General features: G+C 41.7%; 16 protein-coding genes. 10 read left to right on the plus strand and 6 right to left on the minus strand.

Translation table 11 applies throughout. From position 1 onward, the window contains the following. Positions 1-189: 189 nt before the first annotated feature. Positions 190-1,047, minus strand: a complete 858-nt coding sequence (locus QM406_RS08750; RefSeq protein WP_414274003.1) for a 5'-nucleotidase, lipoprotein e(P4) family — start codon at positions 1,045-1,047, stop codon at positions 190-192. Positions 1,048-1,479: 432 nt separating this feature from the next. Here QM406_RS08750 and QM406_RS08755 point away from each other — a divergent pair, with 432 nt between their 5' ends. The 3 genes from QM406_RS08755 (at position 1,480) to QM406_RS08765 (ending at position 9,660) form a co-directional block, all read left to right on the plus strand. After that, the gene (locus QM406_RS08755; protein ID WP_414274004.1) at positions 1,480-5,082 is read left to right on the plus strand and encodes a DNA-directed RNA polymerase subunit beta; all 3,603 of its coding nucleotides are present in this window, start codon (positions 1,480-1,482) and stop codon (positions 5,080-5,082) included. Positions 5,083-5,114: 32 nt separating this feature from the next. After that, complete coding sequence (rpoC, locus tag QM406_RS08760) at positions 5,115-8,777, plus strand: DNA-directed RNA polymerase subunit beta' (RefSeq protein ID WP_414274005.1); 3,663 nt, start codon at positions 5,115-5,117, stop codon at positions 8,775-8,777. A gap of 319 nt (positions 8,778-9,096) precedes the next feature. Further along, complete coding sequence (locus QM406_RS08765) at positions 9,097-9,660, plus strand: sugar O-acetyltransferase (RefSeq protein WP_414274006.1); 564 nt, start codon at positions 9,097-9,099, stop codon at positions 9,658-9,660. 136 nt (positions 9,661-9,796) lie between these two features. On the opposite strand, the gene QM406_RS08770 is transcribed toward QM406_RS08765, so the two are convergent. Together QM406_RS08770 and QM406_RS08775 are read right to left on the minus strand one after the other, a co-directional pair. Then, on the minus strand, positions 9,797-10,480 hold the full coding sequence (locus QM406_RS08770) for a DUF4956 domain-containing protein (RefSeq protein ID WP_075230261.1): 684 nt from the start codon (positions 10,478-10,480) through the stop codon (positions 9,797-9,799). Continuing rightward, positions 10,473-11,249, minus strand: coding sequence for a polyphosphate polymerase domain-containing protein (locus QM406_RS08775; protein WP_414274007.1), 777 nt, complete (start codon positions 11,247-11,249; stop codon positions 10,473-10,475). Before QM406_RS08775 ends, QM406_RS08770 begins: the two co-directional genes overlap by 8 nt. A gap of 207 nt (positions 11,250-11,456) precedes the next feature. Here QM406_RS08775 and QM406_RS08780 point away from each other — a divergent pair, with 207 nt between their 5' ends. Continuing rightward, positions 11,457-12,689 carry a carbohydrate-binding domain-containing protein gene (locus QM406_RS08780; RefSeq protein ID WP_414274008.1) on the plus strand — a complete coding sequence of 411 codons (1,233 nt, stop codon included), beginning with the start codon at positions 11,457-11,459 and terminating at the stop codon, positions 12,687-12,689. A 62-nt stretch (positions 12,690-12,751) separates the two neighbouring features. Here the strand turns inward: QM406_RS08780 and QM406_RS08785 are convergent, their stop codons facing one another. From QM406_RS08785 to QM406_RS08795, 3 genes are all read right to left on the minus strand, one after another. Then, positions 12,752-12,955, minus strand: coding sequence for a CsbD family protein (locus QM406_RS08785; protein ID WP_075227765.1), 204 nt, complete (start codon positions 12,953-12,955; stop codon positions 12,752-12,754). Between the two features lie 116 nt (positions 12,956-13,071). Next, positions 13,072-13,704 carry a DUF421 domain-containing protein gene (locus QM406_RS08790; protein WP_075232384.1) on the minus strand — a complete coding sequence of 211 codons (633 nt, stop codon included), beginning with the start codon at positions 13,702-13,704 and terminating at the stop codon, positions 13,072-13,074. Continuing rightward, positions 13,701-14,153: a DUF3290 family protein gene (locus QM406_RS08795; RefSeq protein WP_075232385.1), complete on the minus strand. Its 453-nt coding sequence runs from the start codon at positions 14,151-14,153 to the stop codon at positions 13,701-13,703. Before QM406_RS08795 ends, QM406_RS08790 begins: the two co-directional genes overlap by 4 nt. A 188-nt stretch (positions 14,154-14,341) precedes the next feature. Here QM406_RS08795 and QM406_RS08800 point away from each other — a divergent pair, with 188 nt between their 5' ends. From QM406_RS08800 to QM406_RS08825, 6 genes are all read left to right on the plus strand, one after another. Next, entirely contained in the window at positions 14,342-15,106 is a 765-nt protein-coding gene (locus QM406_RS08800; protein WP_075232386.1) for a nucleoside phosphorylase, read from the plus strand. Between the two features lie 33 nt (positions 15,107-15,139). After that, on the plus strand, positions 15,140-16,519 hold the full coding sequence (locus QM406_RS08805; RefSeq protein ID WP_075232387.1) for a TrkH family potassium uptake protein: 1,380 nt from the start codon (positions 15,140-15,142) through the stop codon (positions 16,517-16,519). 13 nt (positions 16,520-16,532) lie between these two features. After that, the gene (locus QM406_RS08810) at positions 16,533-17,198 is read left to right on the plus strand and encodes a potassium channel family protein (protein ID WP_414274009.1); all 666 of its coding nucleotides are present in this window, start codon (positions 16,533-16,535) and stop codon (positions 17,196-17,198) included. A gap of 156 nt (positions 17,199-17,354) precedes the next feature. Then, on the plus strand, positions 17,355-19,931 hold the full coding sequence (locus QM406_RS08815; RefSeq protein ID WP_414274010.1) for an SSURE domain-containing protein: 2,577 nt from the start codon (positions 17,355-17,357) through the stop codon (positions 19,929-19,931). A 123-nt stretch (positions 19,932-20,054) separates the two neighbouring features. Further along, positions 20,055-20,753: a response regulator transcription factor gene (locus QM406_RS08820; RefSeq protein WP_075232389.1), complete on the plus strand. Its 699-nt coding sequence runs from the start codon at positions 20,055-20,057 to the stop codon at positions 20,751-20,753. Then, complete coding sequence (locus QM406_RS08825) at positions 20,750-21,802, plus strand: sensor histidine kinase (RefSeq protein WP_075232390.1); 1,053 nt, start codon at positions 20,750-20,752, stop codon at positions 21,800-21,802. Before QM406_RS08820 ends, QM406_RS08825 begins: the two co-directional genes overlap by 4 nt. The last annotated feature ends 178 nt before the right edge of the window (positions 21,803-21,980 follow it).

The raw sequence follows: 21,980 nt of genomic DNA on the forward strand, positions 1-21,980 counted from the left end.
CATATGATTCTTTCTAATGAGAGTTTGGTCGCTTTTCATTATAGATCTTATGGAACTTTTTTTCTACAACAAAATAGGCTCCATAATATCTATAGGGGATTTACCCACTACAAATATTATAGAGCCGTAAGTTAAAGAGCCATTGTCCCTATTTATGTGCTTATAAATTTATTCAGTTTCAAGCTTACTTTATTTGTCAAAGCCTTGTAAGGCTTTTTCGCGTTCGTCTACTTGTCCCTTGGCATCTAGTTTGTTACCACCGTAAACTGCCGTTTCCCATGATCCATACATTGGATTTGGGAAGATGATGAATTTTTCACCAAATTCTTTTTGCAATTCTTCAAGTTGTTTGTCACGATCAGCTTCAGAAGTTTTAGAAAAATCTGCAAAGTCTACAAGGTTATCACCAAATAGTAACACAAGATTTGTTTTTTCTTGAACAGCTTGGCGACGACCTTCTTTAGATTTTACACCACTCTCTAGGAACATGAGATGGTCACGTCTCTGTACAGGGATACCTTCGTTTTCTAGATTTTTAATGGTAGCATCTACTTGGTCAACTGAGCGGTCAGAAATATAGTAGATTTGGACACCATTTTGATCGGCAAACTGAAGAAAATCTTTAGCACCTGGGACGGCTTTAGCTGCAGCTTTTTGGACCCAAACATCCCAATTTTCAGGTGTGAATGCTGTTCCATCTTTGACATTTTGAACTTGGTAAGGACTGTTGTCTAAGACTGTTTCATCCAAGTCCAAAACAATCGAATAAGGCTTGTCTGATTCTGTTTTCAGTAATTCCTTTAGACGATCTGTAGCAACATTATAGCCTTGTAGATACAAAGCTTTTGTTTCAGCTGCTTTTTGATACCAGAGAGTTGACATGGTATTTTCTCTAGACCGTAACTGGTCATAAGTCATTGTAATCTGATTGTCAGATGAGTTATTAGCGGATGTTTGTGTTTCTGTGGATTTTGTAGCGCAGCTGGTCAATAAGATGACAGATGCAAGTGCAGAAACGACTGTAACAGTGGTTTTAGCTGTTTTCATAAAATGTCTCCTGTCTATTAATTTCAATAACAGTATAGCATGAGGAAATAGTTAAGGCAAGCGTTTTCCTGTATGTTGACTTGGATTTTCAGAGAATGATACAGGAAAATAACTGTTTAGAGAAAGAGAAAAATCTCTCAAAACCCTTGAAAAATCAAAGAAAATCAGGTATAATATAAATAATCATTTGTCGTAGGTTTTGTCTGAAATATTGTCCGGACAAGGCTCACAGCAGTTAAATCTTCTTACAAAAGTCAGATTTAGCTGCTCTTTTTGTGCTTTTTTTCAGGTTTTTCGACCTTTGTAACAAAGATTTAAAGATTCTGAAAATTGGTCGAGGGGGATAAGTTGATAGGGTTTTTAGAACCCTCTAACGATAATTACTAGCTTAGATCACTAAGCTTGGAACTTTATTTAAAAAGGAGAATCATCTTGGCAGGACATGACGTTCAATACGGGAAACATCGTACCCGTCGTAGTTTTTCAAGAATCAAAGAAGTTCTTGACTTACCAAATTTGATTGAAATTCAAACTGATTCATTCAAAGATTTCCTAGACCATGGTCTGAAGGAAGTATTTGAAGATGTATTGCCGATTTCAAACTTCACAGACACAATGGAGTTGGAATTTGTTGGCTACGAAATCAAAGAACCTAAATATACGCTTGAAGAAGCTCGTATCCATGATGCCAGCTACTCAGCACCTATCTTTGTAACCTTCCGCTTGATTAACAAAGAAACTGGCGAAATCAAGACACAGGAAGTTTTCTTTGGTGATTTCCCAATCATGACTGAGATGGGGACTTTCATCATCAACGGTGGTGAGCGTATCATCGTATCACAGTTGGTGCGTTCTCCAGGTGTTTACTTTAATGACAAGGTAGACAAAAATGGTAAAGTGGGCTACGGTTCAACTGTTATCCCTAACCGTGGAGCTTGGTTGGAACTTGAAAGCGACTCAAAAGATATTGCCTACACTCGTATCGACCGTACTCGTAAGATTCCATTTACGACCTTAGTTCGTGCGCTTGGTTTCTCAGGCGATGATGAAATCTTTGATATCTTTGGTGACAGCGATCTTGTTCGTAACACTGTTGAAAAAGATATTCACAAGAACCCAATGGACTCTCGTACAGACGAAGCTTTGAAGGAAATCTACGAACGCCTTCGTCCAGGTGAGCCTAAGACTGCTGAAAGCTCACGTAGCTTACTTGTAGCTCGTTTCTTTGACCCACGTCGTTATGACTTGGCTGCAGTTGGTCGTTACAAGATCAATAAAAAACTCAATGTTAAAACACGTTTGCTCAACCAAACTATTGCTGAGCCATTGGTAGATCCTGAAACTGGAGAAATCTTGGTAGAAGCTGGTACAATCATGACTCGTAGTGTGATTGAAAGCATTGAAAGCCATTTGGATGGTGATTTGAACAAGATTGTCTATATTCCAAATGATGCTGCTGTAGTAACAGAGCCAGTTGTTCTTCAAAAATTCAAGGTTGTTGCACCAACTGATCCAGACCGTGTTGTAACAATCATCGGTAATGCAAATCCAGATGATAAAGTTCGCACAATCACTCCAGCAGATATCTTGGCTGAGATGAGCTACTTCCTCAACTTAGCAGAAGGTATTGGTCGTGTGGATGATATCGACCACCTTGGAAATCGTCGTATTCGTGCTGTTGGTGAATTGCTTGCCAACCAAGTGCGTCTTGGACTTTCACGTATGGAACGTAACGTTCGTGAACGTATGTCTGTTCAAGATAACGAAGTACTAACACCACAACAAATTATCAATATCCGTCCAGTAACTGCAGCAATCAAAGAATTCTTTGGTTCTTCTCAATTGTCACAGTTCATGGACCAACACAACCCGCTTTCTGAGTTGTCACACAAACGTCGTTTGTCTGCCTTAGGACCTGGTGGTTTGACACGTGACCGCGCTGGATATGAAGTGCGTGACGTGCACTACACTCACTATGGTCGTATGTGTCCAATCGAGACACCTGAGGGACCAAACATCGGTTTGATCAACAACTTGTCTTCATATGGGCACCTCAACAAGTATGGTTTCATTCAAACACCATATCGTAAGGTTGATCGTGAAACTGGAAAAGTGACTAACGAAATCGTTTGGTTGACAGCCGATGAAGAAGATGAGTACACAGTAGCACAAGCTAACTCTAAATTGAACGCAGATGGCACTTTTGCTGAAAAAGTTGTCATGGGACGTCACCAAGGGGTTAACCAAGAATACCCAGCTTCAAGTGTTGATTATATGGACGTTTCTCCTAAACAGGTAGTTGCTGTTGCGACAGCATGTATTCCTTTCTTGGAAAACGATGACTCCAACCGTGCCCTCATGGGTGCCAACATGCAACGTCAGGCTGTACCATTGATTGATCCAAAAGCACCTTACGTTGGTACTGGTATGGAATATCAAGCAGCCCATGACTCTGGAGCGGCTGTAATTGCTCAGTATGATGGTAAAGTTACTTATGCCGATGCTGACAAGGTAGAAGTTCGTCGTGAAGATGGCTCATTGGATGTTTACCATATCCAAAAATTCCGTCGTTCAAACTCAGGTACTGCCTACAACCAACGTACGCTTGTTAAAGTTGGTGACGTTGTAGAAAAAGGCGACTTTATCGCAGATGGACCTTCTATGGAAAATGGAGAAATGGCGCTTGGACAAAACCCAATCGTTGCCTACATGACATGGGAAGGTTATAACTTCGAGGATGCCGTTATCATGAGCGAACGCTTGGTGAAAGACGATGTCTACACATCTGTCCACCTCGAAGAATACGAATCAGAAACTCGCGATACAAAGCTTGGACCTGAAGAAATTACTCGTGAAATTCCAAACGTTGGTGAAGATGCCCTTAAAGACCTTGACGAAATGGGGATTATCCGTATCGGTGCTGAGGTTAAAGAAGGGGATATCCTTGTAGGTAAAGTAACACCTAAGGGTGAAAAAGACCTTTCAGCTGAAGAACGTCTCTTGCACGCTATCTTTGGAGATAAATCTCGTGAAGTGCGTGACACTTCTCTTCGCGTACCCCACGGTGCCGATGGTGTCGTTCGTGATGTGAAGATCTTTACACGTGCAAACGGTGATGAGTTGCAATCAGGTGTTAACATGCTGGTTCGTGTTTACATCGCTCAAAAACGTAAGATTAAGGTCGGAGACAAGATGGCCGGACGTCACGGAAACAAAGGGGTTGTCTCTCGTATCGTTCCTGTAGAAGACATGCCTTACCTTCCAGACGGAACTCCAGTTGATATCATGTTGAACCCACTTGGGGTGCCATCACGTATGAATATCGGTCAGGTAATGGAGCTTCACCTTGGTATGGCAGCTCGTACTCTTGGTATCCACATCGCAACACCAGTCTTTGACGGAGCAAGTTCAGAAGATCTTTGGTCAACTGTTAAGGAAGCAGGTATGGATAGCGATGCTAAGACTATCCTTTACGATGGACGTACTGGTGAACCATTTGATAACCGTGTGTCAGTTGGTGTCATGTACATGATCAAACTTCACCACATGGTTGATGATAAATTGCACGCTCGTTCAGTCGGACCATACTCAACCGTTACGCAACAACCACTCGGAGGTAAAGCTCAGTTTGGTGGACAACGTTTCGGTGAGATGGAGGTTTGGGCGCTTGAAGCCTATGGTGCATCAAATGTCCTTCAAGAAATCTTGACTTACAAGTCTGACGATATCAACGGACGTTTGAAAGCTTATGAAGCTATTACAAAAGGAAAACCAATTCCAAAACCAGGTGTTCCAGAATCCTTCCGAGTTCTTGTAAAAGAATTGCAATCTCTTGGTCTTGACATGCGTGTCCTTGACGAAGATGATCAAGAAGTGGAACTTCGTGACCTTGATGAAGGAATGGACGAAGATGTCATCCACGTAGATGACCTTGAAAAAGCACGTAAAAAAGCTGCTGAAGAAGCAAAAGCTGCTTTTGAAGCTGAAGAAGGTGCAAAAGCGGAAGCAACAGAAGAAGCTACTGAACAAGAATAAGTAGCTCACTTAGAATAGAAAGGGAAGAAATAGTGGTTGACGTAAATCGTTTTAAAAGTATGCAAATCACACTAGCTTCTCCAAGTAAAGTCCGTTCATGGTCTTATGGAGAAGTCAAAAAACCTGAAACAATCAATTACCGTACGTTGAAACCAGAACGTGAAGGACTATTTGACGAAGTCATCTTTGGTCCTACAAAAGACTGGGAATGTGCTTGTGGTAAGTACAAACGCATTCGTTACAGAGGGATTGTTTGTGACCGTTGTGGTGTTGAAGTAACGCGTACAAAAGTTCGTCGTGAACGTATGGGACACATCGAGTTGAAAGCTCCTGTATCTCATATCTGGTATTTCAAGGGAATTCCAAGCCGTATGGGCTTGACCCTTGATATGAGTCCTCGTGCCCTCGAGGAAGTAATTTACTTTGCTGCTTACGTGGTGATCGATCCGAAGGATACACCACTTGAGCACAAATCTATCATGACAGAGCGTGAATACCGTGAGCGCTTGCGTGAATATGGCTACGGATCATTCGTTGCTAAAATGGGTGCCGAAGCTATCCAAGACCTCTTGAAACAAGTAGATCTTGAAAAAGAAATTGCTGAACTTAAAGAAGAATTGAAGACAGCAACTGGACAAAAACGTATCAAAGCCATCCGTCGTTTGGATGTTTTGGATGCCTTTTACAAGTCTGGAAATAAACCTGAATGGATGATTCTTAACATCCTTCCGGTTATTCCACCAGATCTTCGTCCAATGTTGCAGTTGGATGGTGGCCGTTTTGCCTCATCTGACTTGAACGACCTTTACCGTCGTGTTATCAACCGTAACAACCGTCTAGCTCGTTTGCTTGAGTTGAATGCACCTGGTATCATCGTTCAAAATGAGAAGCGTATGCTTCAAGAAGCGGTTGACGCTTTGATTGACAATGGTCGTCGTGGTCGTCCAATTACAGGACCAGGTAGCCGTCCACTCAAATCATTGAGCCACATGCTTAAAGGTAAACAAGGACGCTTCCGTCAAAACTTGCTCGGTAAACGTGTTGACTTCTCAGGACGTTCCGTTATCGCCGTTGGTCCAACTCTTAAGATGTATCAATGTGGTGTGCCACGTGAAATGGCTATCGAGCTCTTTAAACCATTCGTTATGCGTGAAATCGTAGCGCGTGATATCGTGCAAAACGTTAAAGCGGCTAAACGCTTGGTAGAACGTGGAGACGAACGCATCTGGGATATCCTTGAAGAAGTGATCAAAGAACACCCAGTGCTTTTGAACCGCGCACCGACACTTCACCGTTTGGGTATCCAAGCCTTTGAACCTGTCTTGATTGACGGTAAAGCCCTTCGCTTGCACCCACTTGTCTGTGAAGCCTACAATGCCGACTTCGACGGGGACCAAATGGCCATCCACGTACCACTTTCAGAAGAAGCCCAAGCAGAAGCTCGTATCTTGATGTTGGCTGCTGAGCATATCTTGAACCCTAAAGATGGTAAACCAGTTGTTACTCCATCTCAGGACATGGTTTTGGGTAACTACTACTTGACCATGGAAGAAGCTGGTCGTGAAGGTGAAGGAATGGTCTTCAAAGACCGTGACGAAGCTGTTATGGCTTACCGCAATGGCTATGTTCACCTCCACTCACGTGTTGGTATCGCAACAGACAGTCTTAACAAACCATGGACAGAAGAGCAAAAACACAAAATCTTGCTTACAACTGTTGGTAAGATCCTCTTCAACGATATCATGCCAGAAGGTCTACCCTACTTGCAAGAACCAAATAATGCCAACTTGACAGAAGGCGTTCCAGCTAAATACTTCTTGCCACTAGGTGGAGATATCAAGGAAGCTATCAGCAAACTTGAGCTTAACCCTCCATTCAAGAAGAAAAACCTTGGAAATATCATCGCTGAAATCTTCAAACGTTTCCGTACGACAGAAACATCTGCCCTACTTGACCGTATGAAGAATCTCGGTTACCACCACTCAACTCTTGCAGGATTGACAGTGGGTATTGCCGACATTCCAGTCGTTGAAGACAAGGCTGAAATCATCGAAGAATCACACAAACGTGTAGAACAAATCACAAAACAATTCCGTCGTGGTATGATCACAGATGACGAACGCTACAATGCTGTTACAGCTGAATGGCGTGCGGCTCGTGAAAAACTCGAGAAACGTTTGGTTGCCAACCAAGATCCTAAGAACCCAATCGTTATGATGATGGACTCTGGAGCCCGTGGTAACATCTCAAACTTCTCACAGCTTGCCGGTATGCGTGGTCTGATGGCTGCTCCGAACGGACGTATCATGGAATTGCCAATCCTTTCAAACTTCCGCGAAGGTTTGTCAGTACTCGAAATGTTCTTCTCAACACACGGTGCTCGTAAAGGTATGACCGATACGGCCCTTAAGACAGCCGACTCAGGTTACTTGACTCGTCGTTTGGTTGACGTTGCCCAAGACGTTATCATTCGTGAGGATGACTGTGGAACTGACCGTGGTCTCTTGATTCGTTCTATTACTGAAGGTAAAGAGATGATTGAGTCTCTTGAAGAACGTCTCAATGGTCGTTACACTAAGAAAACGGTTAAACACCCAGAAACTGGTGCAGTTATCATTGGTCCAAATGAATTGATCACAGAAGACAAGGCGCGTGAAATCGTCAATGCTGGTGTTGAAGAAGTGACTATCCGCTCTGTATTTACATGTAACACTCGTCATGGTGTCTGCCGTCATTGTTATGGTATCAACTTGGCGACTGGTGATGCGGTTGAAGTTGGTGAAGCAGTTGGTACAATTGCTGCTCAATCTATCGGGGAACCTGGTACACAGCTTACAATGCGTACCTTCCACACGGGTGGGGTTGCCTCAAATACCGATATCACTCAGGGTCTTCCTCGTGTCCAAGAAATCTTTGAAGCCCGCAATCCTAAAGGGGAAGCGGTTATCACAGAGGTCAAAGGACAAGTTACTGCTATTGAAGAAGATGCTTCAACTCGTACTAAGAAAGTCTTCGTTAAGGGTGAAACTGGAGAAGGCGAATACGTGGTACCATTTACAGCTCGTATGCGTGTTGAAGTTGGGGACCAAGTCTCTCGTGGTGCAGCATTGACAGAAGGTTCAATCCAACCAAAACGTCTCCTTGCTGTACGTGATGTCTTGTCAGTTGAAACTTACCTCCTCGGTGAAGTACAAAAAGTTTACCGTAGCCAAGGGGTAGAAATCGGTGACAAACACATCGAGGTAATGGTTCGTCAAATGATCCGTAAAGTTCGAGTTATGGATCCAGGAGACACAGATCTTCTCATGGGAACACTTATGGACATCAACGACTTTACAGATGCTAACAAGGATGTTCTTATCGCAGGTGGAGTGCCAGCGACTGGTCGTCCAGTCCTTATGGGAATCACCAAAGCCTCACTTGAAACAAATAGTTTCTTGTCAGCAGCTTCCTTCCAGGAAACAACTCGTGTCCTTACAGACGCAGCTATCCGTGGTAAGAAAGACCATCTCCTTGGTCTTAAGGAAAATGTTATCATCGGTAAGATTATCCCAGCTGGTACAGGTATGGCACGTTACCGTAACCTTGAACCACAAGCAGTCAACGAAGAGTCTTACCTAGCATCTTCTCAAGAAGAAGTTTCAGTAGATACGACTGTAGAAGAAGTCGTTGAAACTGTTGAAGTAAGTGAATAAATAGGTATAACTTAAGCTCTAAAATGAAAAGATTAATCATTAACGATAGATTCTTAAGAAGGATCCACTAGATAAAAAAGCGAACAAGGCAGAATTCTGATTGTCAGAAAACTAGCTTTGCTCGCTTTTTTTATTTAAGGTTAGACTTGTGTTTTATAGTAGATCAAATACAAAACAGTACACTGTGAATTCTAAAAAATGCTAGAAATTGACTTAACTGCTCTAGTAAATTTGTTCTGATTTTATTTCATTTCACTATAATTTGCTCTAGATTCAAAACTATGCTACAATCATCTAAAACAAGCAAGAAAGAAATAACATGAAAACAGAATATCAAAAAATGATCGCGGGAGAACCCTATCACCCATTCGACCCAGAACTTCGTGCTCTAGCACAAACAGCACGACAAAAGCAAGCCTCCTTTAATGAAGAGGTCGACCCAGTAAAAGGTATGGAAATCATCAAAGGATGGTTTGGTTCTACTGGTGAAAATCTCTACATCAACACTCGCTTGATGGTAGATTACGGGGTCAATATTCATCTGGGAGAAAATTTTTATTCCAATTGGAATTTAACCATGTTGGATGTTTGTCCTATTACCATTGGTGATAATGCCATGATTGGTCCTAATTGTCAGTTTTTAACACCTCTTCATCCGCTGGATCCAGATGAACGAAATTCAGGTTTAGAATTTGGAAAACCAATTACAATTGGCAAGAACTTCTGGGCAGGTGGTGGGGTTATTGTCCTTCCAGGTGTTACACTAGGTGATAACGTTGTTGCAGGAGCAGGAGCTGTCATTACTAAATCTTTTGGCGATAATGTCGTTCTGGCAGGCAACCCAGCACGAGTTATCAAAGAAATTCCAGTTAAAGGAAATTAAAGGTTGAGATAGAGAAGATGAAGTCTTTTTCAAAAGAACTCTTTGGAATTGGAAAGCCTAATCAGTCTCAGTGTCAAAAACTTATTGCTAGCAAAAAACGAGGTCGGAATTTTTATCCCAGCCTCGTTTTTCGTCTTTAGAGATTTTTTCTCTTTTTAGCTTTTTTAGTCAATGCCACATCGCATTGATCAATATTTTGTGTAAGATAGCTAGTCACTTGGAAATCATCGACCTCTGTTTTTAGCTCGACTTCATAGACAATGCTAAGGTTGTCCCCTGCATTTGTGCTATTGATCGTAATCATGTCAACTTCTGAGCAGAATTGGTCAAGAGCAGATTGGATAGCATCTTGAATCTTCTCTTGATTAGTTACCGTGATTGTCAAAAGTCTACGGCGTTGATTGTCAGATTTAACTTGTTGATTCTCCAAAAGGAACCAAACGCCCAAGATAAAGAGTGTGAAGAGAATGGCCAGGAAGAGATAGCCTGTTCCACAAGCCAAACCGATAATCATGGCTAGGAAAATCGCAATCAGTTCTCTTGAACCACTCGTTGCAGAACGGAAACGAATCAAACTAAAGGTTCCGGCTACAGCAATTGACGTACCCAAGCTCCCATTGACCAGAAAAATAACCAAGGTCATAAGGCAGGGAAGCAGAGTCAAGCTGATAGCAAATTCTCTGGTGTAGAGGGTCCGATATTTGTAGGTCCAAGTAAGTGCCAAACCGAGAACTAGACTGACTAGAAGTGCCAGCAGTAGTTGGAAGGGATCTGCACTTGCAGTGGCGTTCTTGAAAATGGAATTAAATAGATTAAGCATAAGCGATACCTGCGCTTTCTATACTGGGACGTGGTGCATAAGGAAGCCCTTGAGATTTGTGGTAAGCACAACTGTATTTTGAAAATTTGTGCTCCATCAAACCATACTTGTCTAGAATGTCTTGTAACCACTGAGGTTTGTTTCCAGGAGCTTTAATCTCCATAATCACAGTATTGTCATCTAATAGAGGAGCCCCTTGATTTCCTGCGAAGAGACTGACATTTTCATCTCTATAGATTAGATTTTGGTCAATGGTGATACGAATTTTATTATAGTCGTAGCCCTTGATGTATTTTTTTTCTTTTAATGAATAACGATCGTAGTAGATGTACATACGAGGCTTGATAGCCTGCTTGTAATCTTGGTGAAGCTTTTTCACTTTTTCAATGACGACTGTATCAGTAATACTAGCATCCAAGTGCCCTTTGGTCATAAAGTTAAGGATAGAAATAGGAGTTGAGAGTAGTCTAAATTTTCGACCAACTCCTTCTTGATCCTTGGTTTTGATTTCTAAAAATACTTGACTATCTGCTTTGGGTTGGCTGAGATAGGTCCGCATCCGCACCTTTTCTTTTAGTTTGTCGCCAAGATGCTCATCTTGGAGAATATCAAAGTCTTCCGTATCAAAGTAGATATTTGAAATGGTTGAAATTGGATAGTCATCTTCTACCAAATATTCCTTTAAATCTTGAGTCAGTTTGTCTAGTTTATCTTTGGAGATAATATATTTGGTTTCAATCCGCTTAAAAGTTGTTTCGATTGGTTTCATAATTCCTTCTCCTCTAATCTTAGCTTATACTATTTTTAAACAAGGATGAACTTGTTTGGATAGGATTTTAAAGAGTTTATCTAAAACTTTTGTTAAATTTAACTTAATTGAAACTAAACTTAAGAAAATTTTCAGAAAAAGTTTAGGCTTGTTTTAGGAAAGTCACGTAGACTAAGAGTATGTAAAATGAAAGTCGAGGAAACGAGCATGAAAGCAAAAAAATGGACATTCTTATTAACGAGTATAGCAACTCTAGCACTAGTAACAGCTTGTACCCAGTCAACTTCAAATACAACAGCTAGCAATAGTACTGCAACGACAACAGTAACTACCAATAAGAAAACATCTAGTTACTTTACAGATAAGGACTATGATACTTCTTATGATGAAAAAACAGCAGCAACTGTAACCTTGTCTGGGTCAACAGCGATGGTATCAGGTGACGGAGTTGCCGTATCAGGTTCGACTGTTACAATCTCTAAGTCAGGTACCTATGTGATCTCTGGTCAATCTGACGGTGTTCAAATCAAGATTGAGGCCGAAAAGACTGATGATGTACATATTGTTCTAAAGGGCGCTACCATGATCAATACCAATGCAGCTATTTCTGCAACATCGGCTGGTCATGTTTACCTAACTCTAGCAGATGGAACAACCAATAGCCTCTCAGATTCTGCTTCTAATAGTGATGAAAAAGCGGATGCAGCCCTCTTCTCTAAAGTGGACTTGACCATCAATGGTAAAGGAACTCTCAATGTAGATGGCAAGAAAAACAATGCTATCAAGGCCAACGACACACTTCACATCACAGGTGGAACCTACAACATCACAGCAGTAGGAGATGCTTTTAACGTCAATGATGAACTCAACATTACCGGCACAACCATGACTATCGATGCCAAGGAAGACGGAGTTAAGGTTGACAATGATGAGGACACATCTGTAGGAACCATGTATCTCTCTGATAATAGCATCACTGTTACTGCAGGGGACGATGGTATCCACGCATCAGGTGATTTGGTGATTGATAGCGGAACCTATACTGTTAAGAATTCTACAGAAGGTCTTGAAGGTAAGTCAATCACTATCAACGGTGGAGACATCACCATATACTCAACAGATGATGGTGTCAATGCGGCCAACAAAAACGCCCAACAAAGTGAAATCTTCTTTACTATGAATGGTGGGAATTTGACCGTTGAAGTTGGTCAAGGGGACACGGATCCAATTGACTCAAATGGTAACATTACTGTTACGGGAGGAACCATCAAAATGACTGGTCAAACTGGTTTTGACTTTGATGGAACAGCGACCTACACAGGTGGTGATATCTACATCAACGGTGAAAAACAAACTGAGATTGTAAATTCGATGCCTGGCGGCGGAGGAGCACCTGGCGGTGGCCCTCAAGGAAATGGAGGTCCTGGTGGACGACCATAAAAGAAAATCTCCTTTCTCGAAAGAGAAGGGAGATTTTCTTATGTTATTAGAACGAAAAAGAATTATTCTTCGTCTTTTTTAAAGATGTTTTTTACACCAGATACTGCGCCTTCGACAGCTTCTTTTGCATCTTCAGCAACTTCTTTAGCTTTTGAAGCTACTTTTTCTGCAGCTCCTTCTGCTTGAGTTTTTGTATCGCCAGTTAGTTTACCAAAACCTTCTTTAACAGAACCTTTAGCTTGGTTGAATTTTTCTTCGATTGACATGGGGGATACCTCCGTTAATTTTTTGTATTATCTAAATTACATCAGATATTAATTTAAGTATATACCCTTTTATGCTAAAAAGCAAAAAACTGATACGAAAAGCATCAGTTTATTTTTTAATAGGTTACAATATTCAATTGACCTTTATCATATTCAGCGATAAAGATATTTGATACTTCTTCGAAACCTTCTTCTTTCAATTTTTCTGTTAACCACTCTTCAGTTTTACCAATGGTTTCTAGAATTTCAACTTGGACGACACCATCTGTGATGACTGGGTACTTAGGATTCTCGTCACCCATTCTTACAACAATTAGCTGTCCGTTTTGCTCAATCACAGCTCTCTTGACATCCTTCAATTGGAAAATTCCTTGGGCGCGCAATTTAAGAGCTACATCTGCAGCTGCAAGACCTTTTGAACGACAGGCTTCTGGATCTAATTTTCCATTTTTAATGATAATCGTAGGTTTTCCGTCAATCAGATGTTTAATGAAGGAAACATTAGTATTCAGCCATTTGAGGAGCAAAATGAGAATAGTCCAAATAATGAGGATAACAATGTATTGGATGATGGTGATTGAACTATTGTAGATGATCCCGCCGATAATACCCCCGAGAACAAAGTTCTGTATTTGGTCTACTGCAGAACTTGGTGCTAGATTTCCTTTACCTGTTACATTGATAACAAAAACAAGAGACAGAAGCCCCAAGGCCAATTTAATCGCAATTGTAGCAAAAAAGCTTATCATTTTTCAACCTCCACGAGTTCAACGTCTGATTTATACAGTTCCATTTTTTCTAATAAATAGCTATCTTGGTCAGTCCCGCTAATCGCACGATAAAAATTGTCGCCAACCTTAATAATCGCTCCATCAGTTATAGCCGAAGTATTGACATAAACATCTTTTTTATCAATACCTAACTCTTTTGATACAATCTCGATGAAGTGTAAGGAACTACGAAATTGATTATCGTTGGATTGACTGCTTTGAAGATTCGTAATGCTTATCAAAACGAATGCGATTAAGGTCAAAATAGAAATAATCGATAATTCACGGAACTTACTTCCTCTCTTATCTTGAAAAGCCTTAAATGCAAAAAATCCAGTCACGATAAGCAGTAAAGCTGATACAATAATCATGACCCAATTCTGTTGACTAATCTGACTGAGCACATAGTCATAGGAATAGAATTTCATAAGAACCTCCACTTTTTTTAAAAATTCAATCTATTATAAACTATTTCCTAAGCTATAGCAATTTTATTATGACGAAAAAAGCATTTAATTGTTGTTTCCTATTTAAATTCAATTTTTCTGAATTGTGACTCGACCTTGACTTTCTTTCTATTTTTGATACAATAGTAAAAATTTAGAGGAGGTATTCTATGATTCAGAAACACGCTATTCCTATTTTAGAGTTTGATGACAATCCTCAAGCAGTTATCATGCCTAACCATGAAGGCTTAGATTTACAGTTGCCAAAGAAGTGCATCTATGCGTTTTTGGAGGAGGAGATTGACCGCTATGCTCAGGAAGCGGGAGCAGAGTGCGTTGGGGAGTTTGTGTCTGCCACTAAAACCTATCCTGTTTATGTCATGAGTTACAAGGGTGAGGAAGTTTGTCTGGCCCAGGCTCCTGTTGGTTCTGCCCCTGCAGCCCAGTTTATGGATTGGTTGATTGGTTACGGTGTGGAGAAAATCATTTCCACTGGTACTTGTGGAGTACTAACTAGTATAGAAGAAAATGCCTTTCTGGTTCCGGTTCGTGCCCTGCGTGATGAAGGAGCTAGTTACCATTATGCACCCCCTTCTCGTTATATGGATGTGCATGTTCAAGCGATTTCTGCTATCGAGCAAGTCTTGGAACAACTAGGCATTCCTTATGAAGAGGTTATGACTTGGTCGACAGACGGTTTTTACCGAGAAACAGCTGAAAAAGTTGCCTATCGTAAGGAAGAAGGCTGTGCAGTTGTGGAGATGGAGTGCTCCGCTCTTGCGGCAGTAGCCCAGCTACGTGGGGTTGTCTGGGGAGAGTTGCTCTTTACCGCAGATTCTTTAGCCGATTTAGAAAATTATGATAGCCGCGATTGGGGTTCGGAAGCTTTTGACAAGGCCTTGGAACTCTGTCTTGAAATCGTTAGTCATATGTGACAGCTTTAACTGATTTTGTGGTACAATGTAGCTATGTTATTCAAATCATTTTCGGAAAAAATAAACACGACCTTGGGGCGTTTATCACCTGCTCGTCGAATTTTTTTAAGTTTTGCTTTAGTTATTTTCGCAGGCTCTCTCCTTTTGAGTCTGCCATTTGTGCAAGCAACAAGCTCCCAAGCGACCTATTTCGACCATCTCTTTACAGCAGTATCCATGGTCTGTGTGACAGGACTTTTTACCTTACCTGTCGCTTCGACCTACAATGTCTGGGGGCAGCTGATCTGTATGTTCTTGATTCAGATTGGTGGTTTGGGTCTCATGACTTTTATCGGAATTTTCTATATCCAGGGCAAGCAAAAACTCAGTCTTCGAGGTCGAGAAACGATTTTGGAGAGCTTTAGCTTCGAAGAAACCCAGTCTCTGAGGGATTTTCTACGTTCCATCTTCGTGACGACTTTTCTAGTAGAAGGCTTCGGAGCCTTTCTGCTAAGTTTTCGTTTTGTCCCCGAGTTTGGTTGGGGACGGGGAATTTTTACTTCCATTTTCGTAGCTATTTCAGCTTTCTGTAATGCTGGATTTGATAATTTTGGAAGTACAAGTTTAGTAGCTTTTCAAACTGATCCTTTGATTAATTTAGTGATTGCAGGATTGATTATTACAGGTGGCCTAGGTTTCATGGTCTGGTTTGATCTAGCTACCCAGTTAGGAAAGAAGAAAAAGCGTCGTCTTCGTTTCCATACTAAGCTAGTCCTCTTCTTAACAGCGGGGATTTTATTTGCTGGAACAGTTTCAACCCTCTTGATAGAGTGGAACAATTCGGGAACGATTGGCAATCTCAGCTTCCCAGATAAATTGCTGGTTAGTTTCTTCCAAACTGTCAGCATGCGGACGGCAGGATTTGCTTCTATTGATTTTACTCAGACTAGGCCTGTTACCTTGATGATCTATATTTTGCAGATGTTTCTGGGTGGGGCACCTGGCGGTACAGCAGGGGGACTAAAAATCACAACCTTCTTTGTCTTGTTGGTATTCGCACGCAGTGAACTTTTAGGGTTACCTCATGCAAATATAGCTCGGAGAACGATTGAACCTCGGACAGTCCAAAAATCATTCAGTGTGTTTATTGTTTTCTTATTGACTTTTCTGGTTGGCTTGATTTTACTAGGAATAACAGCAGAAGGAAATCAGCGCTTTATCTACATTATGTTTGAAACTATTTCAGCGCTTGCCACGGTTGGAGTAACTGCTAATTTGACACCAGAGTTAGGTAAGCTAGCGCTTAGTGTCATTATGCTACTGATGTTTATTGGGCGAATCGGACCTCTGACGCTATTAGTTAGTTTGGCTGAGTATCGACCAGATAAGAAAGATATGATCCACTATATGAAAGCGGATATTACCATAGGATAAGAAAGGATAAACTATGTCAGATCGGACAATCGGAATTTTAGGCTTGGGTATTTTTGGGAGTAGTGTTCTGGCTGCTCTCGCCAAGCATGATATAAATATTATCGCTATTGATAACCATGAGGAACGAATCAATCAATTTGAACCAGTCTTGGTGCGTGGTGTTGTTGGAGATATCACCGATGAAGAGCTCTTGCTATCAGCTGGAATTGATACCTGCGATACCGTAGTCGTCGCAACTGGTGAAAATCTAGAGTCTAGTGTTCTTGCAGTCATGCATTGCAAGAGTCTGGGTGTACCGACTGTTATTGCTAAGGTTAAAAGCCATACAGCAAAAAAAGTCCTTGAAAAAATCGGTGCAGATTCAGTCATTTCACCAGAGTTTGAAATGGGTCGTTCGTTGGCACAGACAATTCTCTTTAATAATAGTGTAGATGTCTTTCAGTTAGACAAGAACGTCTCCATTGTCGAGATGAAAATTCCTGCATCTTGGGTAGGAAAGAGCCTTAGCCAATTAAATCTTAGAGGACGGTACAATCTCAATATCCTCGGTTTTCGTGACTACGAAAATGCTCCCTTGGATGTTCAATTTGGACCGAATGATCTATTGAAAGCTGACTCCTATATCATGGCAGTGATCAATAACCAATATTTGGATACCCTAGCAAGCCTCAGTGAGTAGAAGAGGAGTGACTATTCTTTTTTCAACGACTATTGAGTCAATATAAGTATTTTATAAGAGGGATTTAAGAAAAATTTTAACTTTTTCTTAATCCTTTTTAATTTTAGGAGATTATACTAGAGTCATCAAATAAAGAAAAACTCTAAGGAGAATCCTATGAAATTCAATCCAAATCAAAGATATACTCGTTGGTCTATTCGTCGTCTCAGTGTCGGTGTTGCCTCAGTTGTTGTGGCCAGTGGCTTCTTTGTTCTCGTCAGTCAACCAAGTTCGGCACGTGCCGATGTGGTCAATCCGACCCCTGCTCAAGTCGTGCCAGATGCAGATTCGGTGAGTGCAAAGAGCGATTTACCAGTAGAGCTACTAAAAGAAGCAGTGGATACTACTCTTCCTTTAGAACAGGCAGACTCAACATCTAAAGCAAGCTTGGATACTACAAGCTCTCCAGAAAAAGCGGATGTAGCTGCTAAAGACCAAGTGGTAGCGCCAAAAGAAGAAGTGCAAGCAAAACCTGAATCTAAGAAAGAAACAGAAGATGTGGTTAAACCTGCGACAAATCCTGCGCCTGCAGTTACTGGACAAGACCGTGAAGCAAGTGAAGATCAACCAGTAACCACTCCAGCCGAAGTGCAAAAAGGTGTAGCCGACAACACTAAAGACACAGTAGATGTCCCAGCTACATACTTGGACAAGGCTAACTTCCCTGGCCCATTCACAGCCGGAGTCAACCAAGTCATTCCATATGAATTCTTCGCTGGTGATGGTATGTTAACACGCCTTATCTTGAAAGCCTCAGACAAGGCCCCATGGTCAGACAACGGTTCAGCTAAAAATCCCGCTCTCCCACCAGTAGAAAAATTGGGCAAAGGCCTCTACTTCTATGAAGTGGATTTGGCAGGTACTCAAGGAAAATCGGATAAAGACCTTCTTGACTTGTTAAAACAAAACGGCACTCAAAGCTATAAAGCTACTATTAAAGTGTATGGTGCGAAAGATGGCAAAGCAGATTTGAGCAACCTCGTAGCGACTAAGGATTTGGATGTCAACTTGAACGGCTTGACCACTCCTGCTGAAGTGCAAAAAGGTGTGGCTGATAACACCAAAGACACAGTAGATGTCCCAGCTACTTACTTGGACAAGGCAAACTTCCCTGGCCCATTCACAGCCGGAGTCAACCAAGTCATTCCATACGAATTCTTCGCTGGTGACGGTATGTTGACTCGCCTTATCTTGAAAGCTTCTGACAAGGCCCCATGGTCAGACAATGGCTCAGCCAAAAATCCGGCCCTTCCACCAGTAGAGAAATTGGGCAAAGGCCTTTACTTCTATGAAGTAGACTTGGCAGGTACTCAAGGCAAATCAGACAAAGAGCTTCTAGACCTCTTGAAACAAAACGGTACGCAAAGCTATAAAGCTACTATTAAAGTGTATGGTGCAAAAGATGGCAAAGCAGATTTGAGCAACCTAGTAGCGACTAAGGATTTGGATGTCAACTTGAACGGCTTGACCACTCCAGCTGAAGTACAAAAAGGCGTGGCTGACAATACTAAAGACACAGTAGATGTTCCAGCTACTTACTTGGATAAAGCCAACTTCCCAGGTCCATTCACAGCCGGTGTTAACCAAGTTATCCCATATGAATTCTTCGCTGGTGACGGTATGTTGACTCGCCTTATCTTGAAAGCCTCAGACAAGGCCCCATGGTCAGACAACGGTTCAGCTAAAAATCCAGCTCTCCCACCAGTAGAGAAATTGGGCAAAGGTCTTTACTTCTACGAAGTGGACTTGGCAGGTACTCAAGGTAAATCAGATAAAGAGCTGCTTGACCTTTTGAAACAAAATGGTACGAAAAGCTACAAGGCAACCATCAAGGTGTACGGTGCCAAAGATGGCAAAGCTGATTTGAGCAACCTCGTAGCAACTAAAGAATTGACAGTGAACTTGAATGGCTTGACTACTCCAGCTGAAGTGCAAAAGGGCGTGGCTGACAATACCAAAGACACAGTAGATGTTCCAGCTACATACTTGGACAAAGCTAATTTCCCAGGTCCATTCACAGCCGGTGTTAACCAAGTCATTCCATATGAATTCTTCGCCGGTGACGGTATGTTGACACGCCTTATCTTGAAAGCCTCAGACAAGGCTCCATGGTCAGACAATGGTTCGGCTAAAAATCCAGCTCTCCCACCAGTAGAGAAATTGGGCAAAGGTCTTTACTTCTATGAAGTAGATTTGGCAGGAACTCAAGGTAAATCTGATAAAGACTTACTTGATCTCTTGAAACAAAATGGAACTCACAGCTACAAGGCAACTATCAAGGTTTATGGTGCGAAGGACGGCAAGGCAGACTTGAGCAACCTTGTAGCGACTAAGGATTTGACTGTTAATTTGAATGGGTATAAGTCTCTCAATCCGATGAAATCTCAAATGCCAGCTGCTAGCCAGGATAAGATGATGCCTAAAAAAGAGCAGGACAAAACCATGAATGCTAGCCAGCCTATGGCAACGCCAAGCATGAAACAAGATCAAGCTTCAGCAGCCTCAAGCAAAATGGCATCTAATAACAAGGTATCAAGTTCAATGATGGCTAATCAAATGAAAGACCAAAAAGACATGCTTCCATATACTGGTGAATCCCAAACATCAATGGCTACTCTTGGATTCTTTGGATTAGCTTTGGCCGGCCTGCTAGGTGGACTCGGTTTGAAAGCTAAAAAAGAAGAAAATGACTAGTCTAGCTACAGACTTTCTATCTAGGATATGAAAAATCTAGATATCGTTTAGAATGTTCGTAAAGAGATTAAAATAGTGTTATACTATTGTGGTATAGCACTGTTTTTTTCAAAGGAGAGACAGATGGGAAAGACAATTTTACTCGTTGACGACGAGGTAGAAATCACAGATATTCATCAACGTTATCTGGTTCAGGCAGGATATCAGGTTTTGGTGGCCCATGATGGAGTAGAGGCCTTAGAAATCTTCAAGAGAAAACCAATTGATTTGATTATTACAGATATCATGATGCCTCGGATGGATGGTTATGATTTGATTAGTGAGGTTCAGTATCAATCTCCAGATCAGCCTTTTCTCTTTATCACGGCTAAGACTAGCGAGCAGGACAAGATTTATGGCCTGAGCTTAGGGGCAGATGACTTTATTGCCAAGCCCTTTAGCCCTCGTGAACTGGTTTTGCGTGTCCACAATATCTTGCGTCGCCTTCATCGTGGAGGTGAGACAGAAGTCGTCAGTCTCGGGGATTTACGGATGAATCACGGTAGTCATGAGGTCCAAGTCGGAGATGTGGCGCTTGATTTGACAGTCAAATCCTTCGAACTTCTATGGCTTCTAGCTAGCAATCCAGAGCGCGTTTTTTCTAAGACAGACCTCTATGAAAAGGTCTGGCAAGAGGCCTATGTGGATGATACTAATACCTTGAATGTTCATATTCATGCTCTTCGACAGGAGTTGGCTAAACATGCTAGCGCAGAAACGCCTACTATAAAAACTGTCTGGGGTTTGGGCTACAAAATTGAGAAAGCACGAGGTAATCAATGAAATTAAAAAGTTATATTTTAGTGGGGTATATCATTTCAACACTCCTAACGATTATCGTGGTTTTTTGGGCCATCCAGCGAATGCTAATTGAAGAAAGAGAGATTTATTTCCTAGTGGGTATGACTTTCGTGGCTAGTTTTGTTGGTGCTGGGATTAGTCTCTTTCTTCTGTCGCCAGTCTTTACATCATTGGCTAAACTTAAGGAACATGCCAAGCGGGTAGCGGACAAGGACTTTCCATCAAATCTGGAGGTTCAAGGGCCTGTAGAATTTCAGCAATTAGGCCAAGCCTTCAATGAAATGTCCCATGATTTGCAGGCGACCTTTGATTCCTTGGAAGAAAGCGAGCGAGAAAAGGGCTTGATGATTGCCCAGCTATCGCATGATATCAAGACCCCCATCACTTCGATCCAAGCGACGGTAGAAGGGATTTTGGATGGGGTTATCAAAGAAGGAGAACAGGACCATTATCTAGCAACCATTGGACGCCAGACTGAAAGACTCAATAAACTGGTTGAGGAGTTGAATTTTTTGACCCTAAACACAGCTAGAAATCAGGTCGAAACGACCAGCAAAGACAGTATTTTTCTGGACCAGCTCTTGATTGAGTGCATGAGTGAATTTCAGTTCTTGATTGAGCAGGAGGAACGAGATGTTCATTTGCAGGTAATCCCAGAGTCTGCCCGGATTGAAGGAGATTATGCCAAACTTTCTCGTATCTTGGTGAATCTGGTCAATAACGCTTTTAAATACTCAGCTCCAGAAACCAAGCTGGAAGTGGTGGCTAAGCTGGGAAATAACCAGCTTTCAATCAGTGTGACCGATGAGGGACAGGGGATTGCCCCAGAGGATTTAGAGAATATTTTCAAACGCCTTTATCGTGTAGAGACTTCGCGTAACATGAAAACAGGTGGTCATGGCTTAGGGCTTGCGATTGCGCGTGAATTGGCCCATCAATTGGGTGGAGAAATCACAGTCAGCAGCCAGTACGGCCTCGGAAGCACCTTTACTCTCGTTCTCCATCTCTCTGGCAGTGAAAATAAAGCTTAAACCCCCTTTACAAATCTAACCATTCGTGGTACAATATCCATTGTGTGAAATATCAGCAGGAAAGCATGAAGCTCGTCAACAGATGTCTTCTGATAAGTAACCTTGGCTGTTTAGGCGAAGGGCATCTGCACGAATCAGGGCTTTCTAAGTGACTATTTCCACCGAAATATTATTTATA

The organism is Streptococcus infantis (assembly GCF_047465035.1).
Taxonomy (GTDB): domain Bacteria; phylum Bacillota; class Bacilli; order Lactobacillales; family Streptococcaceae; genus Streptococcus; species Streptococcus infantis_T.

Bases quoted from the DNA above. Each gene is read 5' to 3' on its own strand.
- QM406_RS08750 (WP_414274003.1), bottom strand. From the start codon at position 1,047: ATGAAAACAGCTAAAACCACTGTTACAGTCGTTTCTGCACTTGCATCT.
- QM406_RS08765 (WP_414274006.1), top strand. From the start codon at position 9,097: ATGAAAACAGAATATCAAAAAATGATCGCGGGAGAACCCTATCACCCA.
- QM406_RS08770 (WP_075230261.1), bottom strand. From the start codon at position 10,480: ATGCTTAATCTATTTAATTCCATTTTCAAGAACGCCACTGCAAGTGCA.
- QM406_RS08775 (WP_414274007.1), bottom strand. From the start codon at position 11,249: ATGAAACCAATCGAAACAACTTTTAAGCGGATTGAAACCAAATATATT.
- QM406_RS08780 (WP_414274008.1), top strand. From the start codon at position 11,457: ATGAAAGCAAAAAAATGGACATTCTTATTAACGAGTATAGCAACTCTA.
- QM406_RS08785 (WP_075227765.1), bottom strand. From the start codon at position 12,955: ATGTCAATCGAAGAAAAATTCAACCAAGCTAAAGGTTCTGTTAAAGAA.
- QM406_RS08790 (WP_075232384.1), bottom strand. From the start codon at position 13,704: ATGATAAGCTTTTTTGCTACAATTGCGATTAAATTGGCCTTGGGGCTT.
- QM406_RS08795 (WP_075232385.1), bottom strand. From the start codon at position 14,153: ATGAAATTCTATTCCTATGACTATGTGCTCAGTCAGATTAGTCAACAG.
- QM406_RS08800 (WP_075232386.1), top strand. From the start codon at position 14,342: ATGATTCAGAAACACGCTATTCCTATTTTAGAGTTTGATGACAATCCT.
- QM406_RS08805 (WP_075232387.1), top strand. From the start codon at position 15,140: ATGTTATTCAAATCATTTTCGGAAAAAATAAACACGACCTTGGGGCGT.
- QM406_RS08810 (WP_414274009.1), top strand. From the start codon at position 16,533: ATGTCAGATCGGACAATCGGAATTTTAGGCTTGGGTATTTTTGGGAGT.
- QM406_RS08815 (WP_414274010.1), top strand. From the start codon at position 17,355: ATGAAATTCAATCCAAATCAAAGATATACTCGTTGGTCTATTCGTCGT.
- QM406_RS08820 (WP_075232389.1), top strand. From the start codon at position 20,055: ATGGGAAAGACAATTTTACTCGTTGACGACGAGGTAGAAATCACAGAT.
- QM406_RS08825 (WP_075232390.1), top strand. From the start codon at position 20,750: ATGAAATTAAAAAGTTATATTTTAGTGGGGTATATCATTTCAACACTC.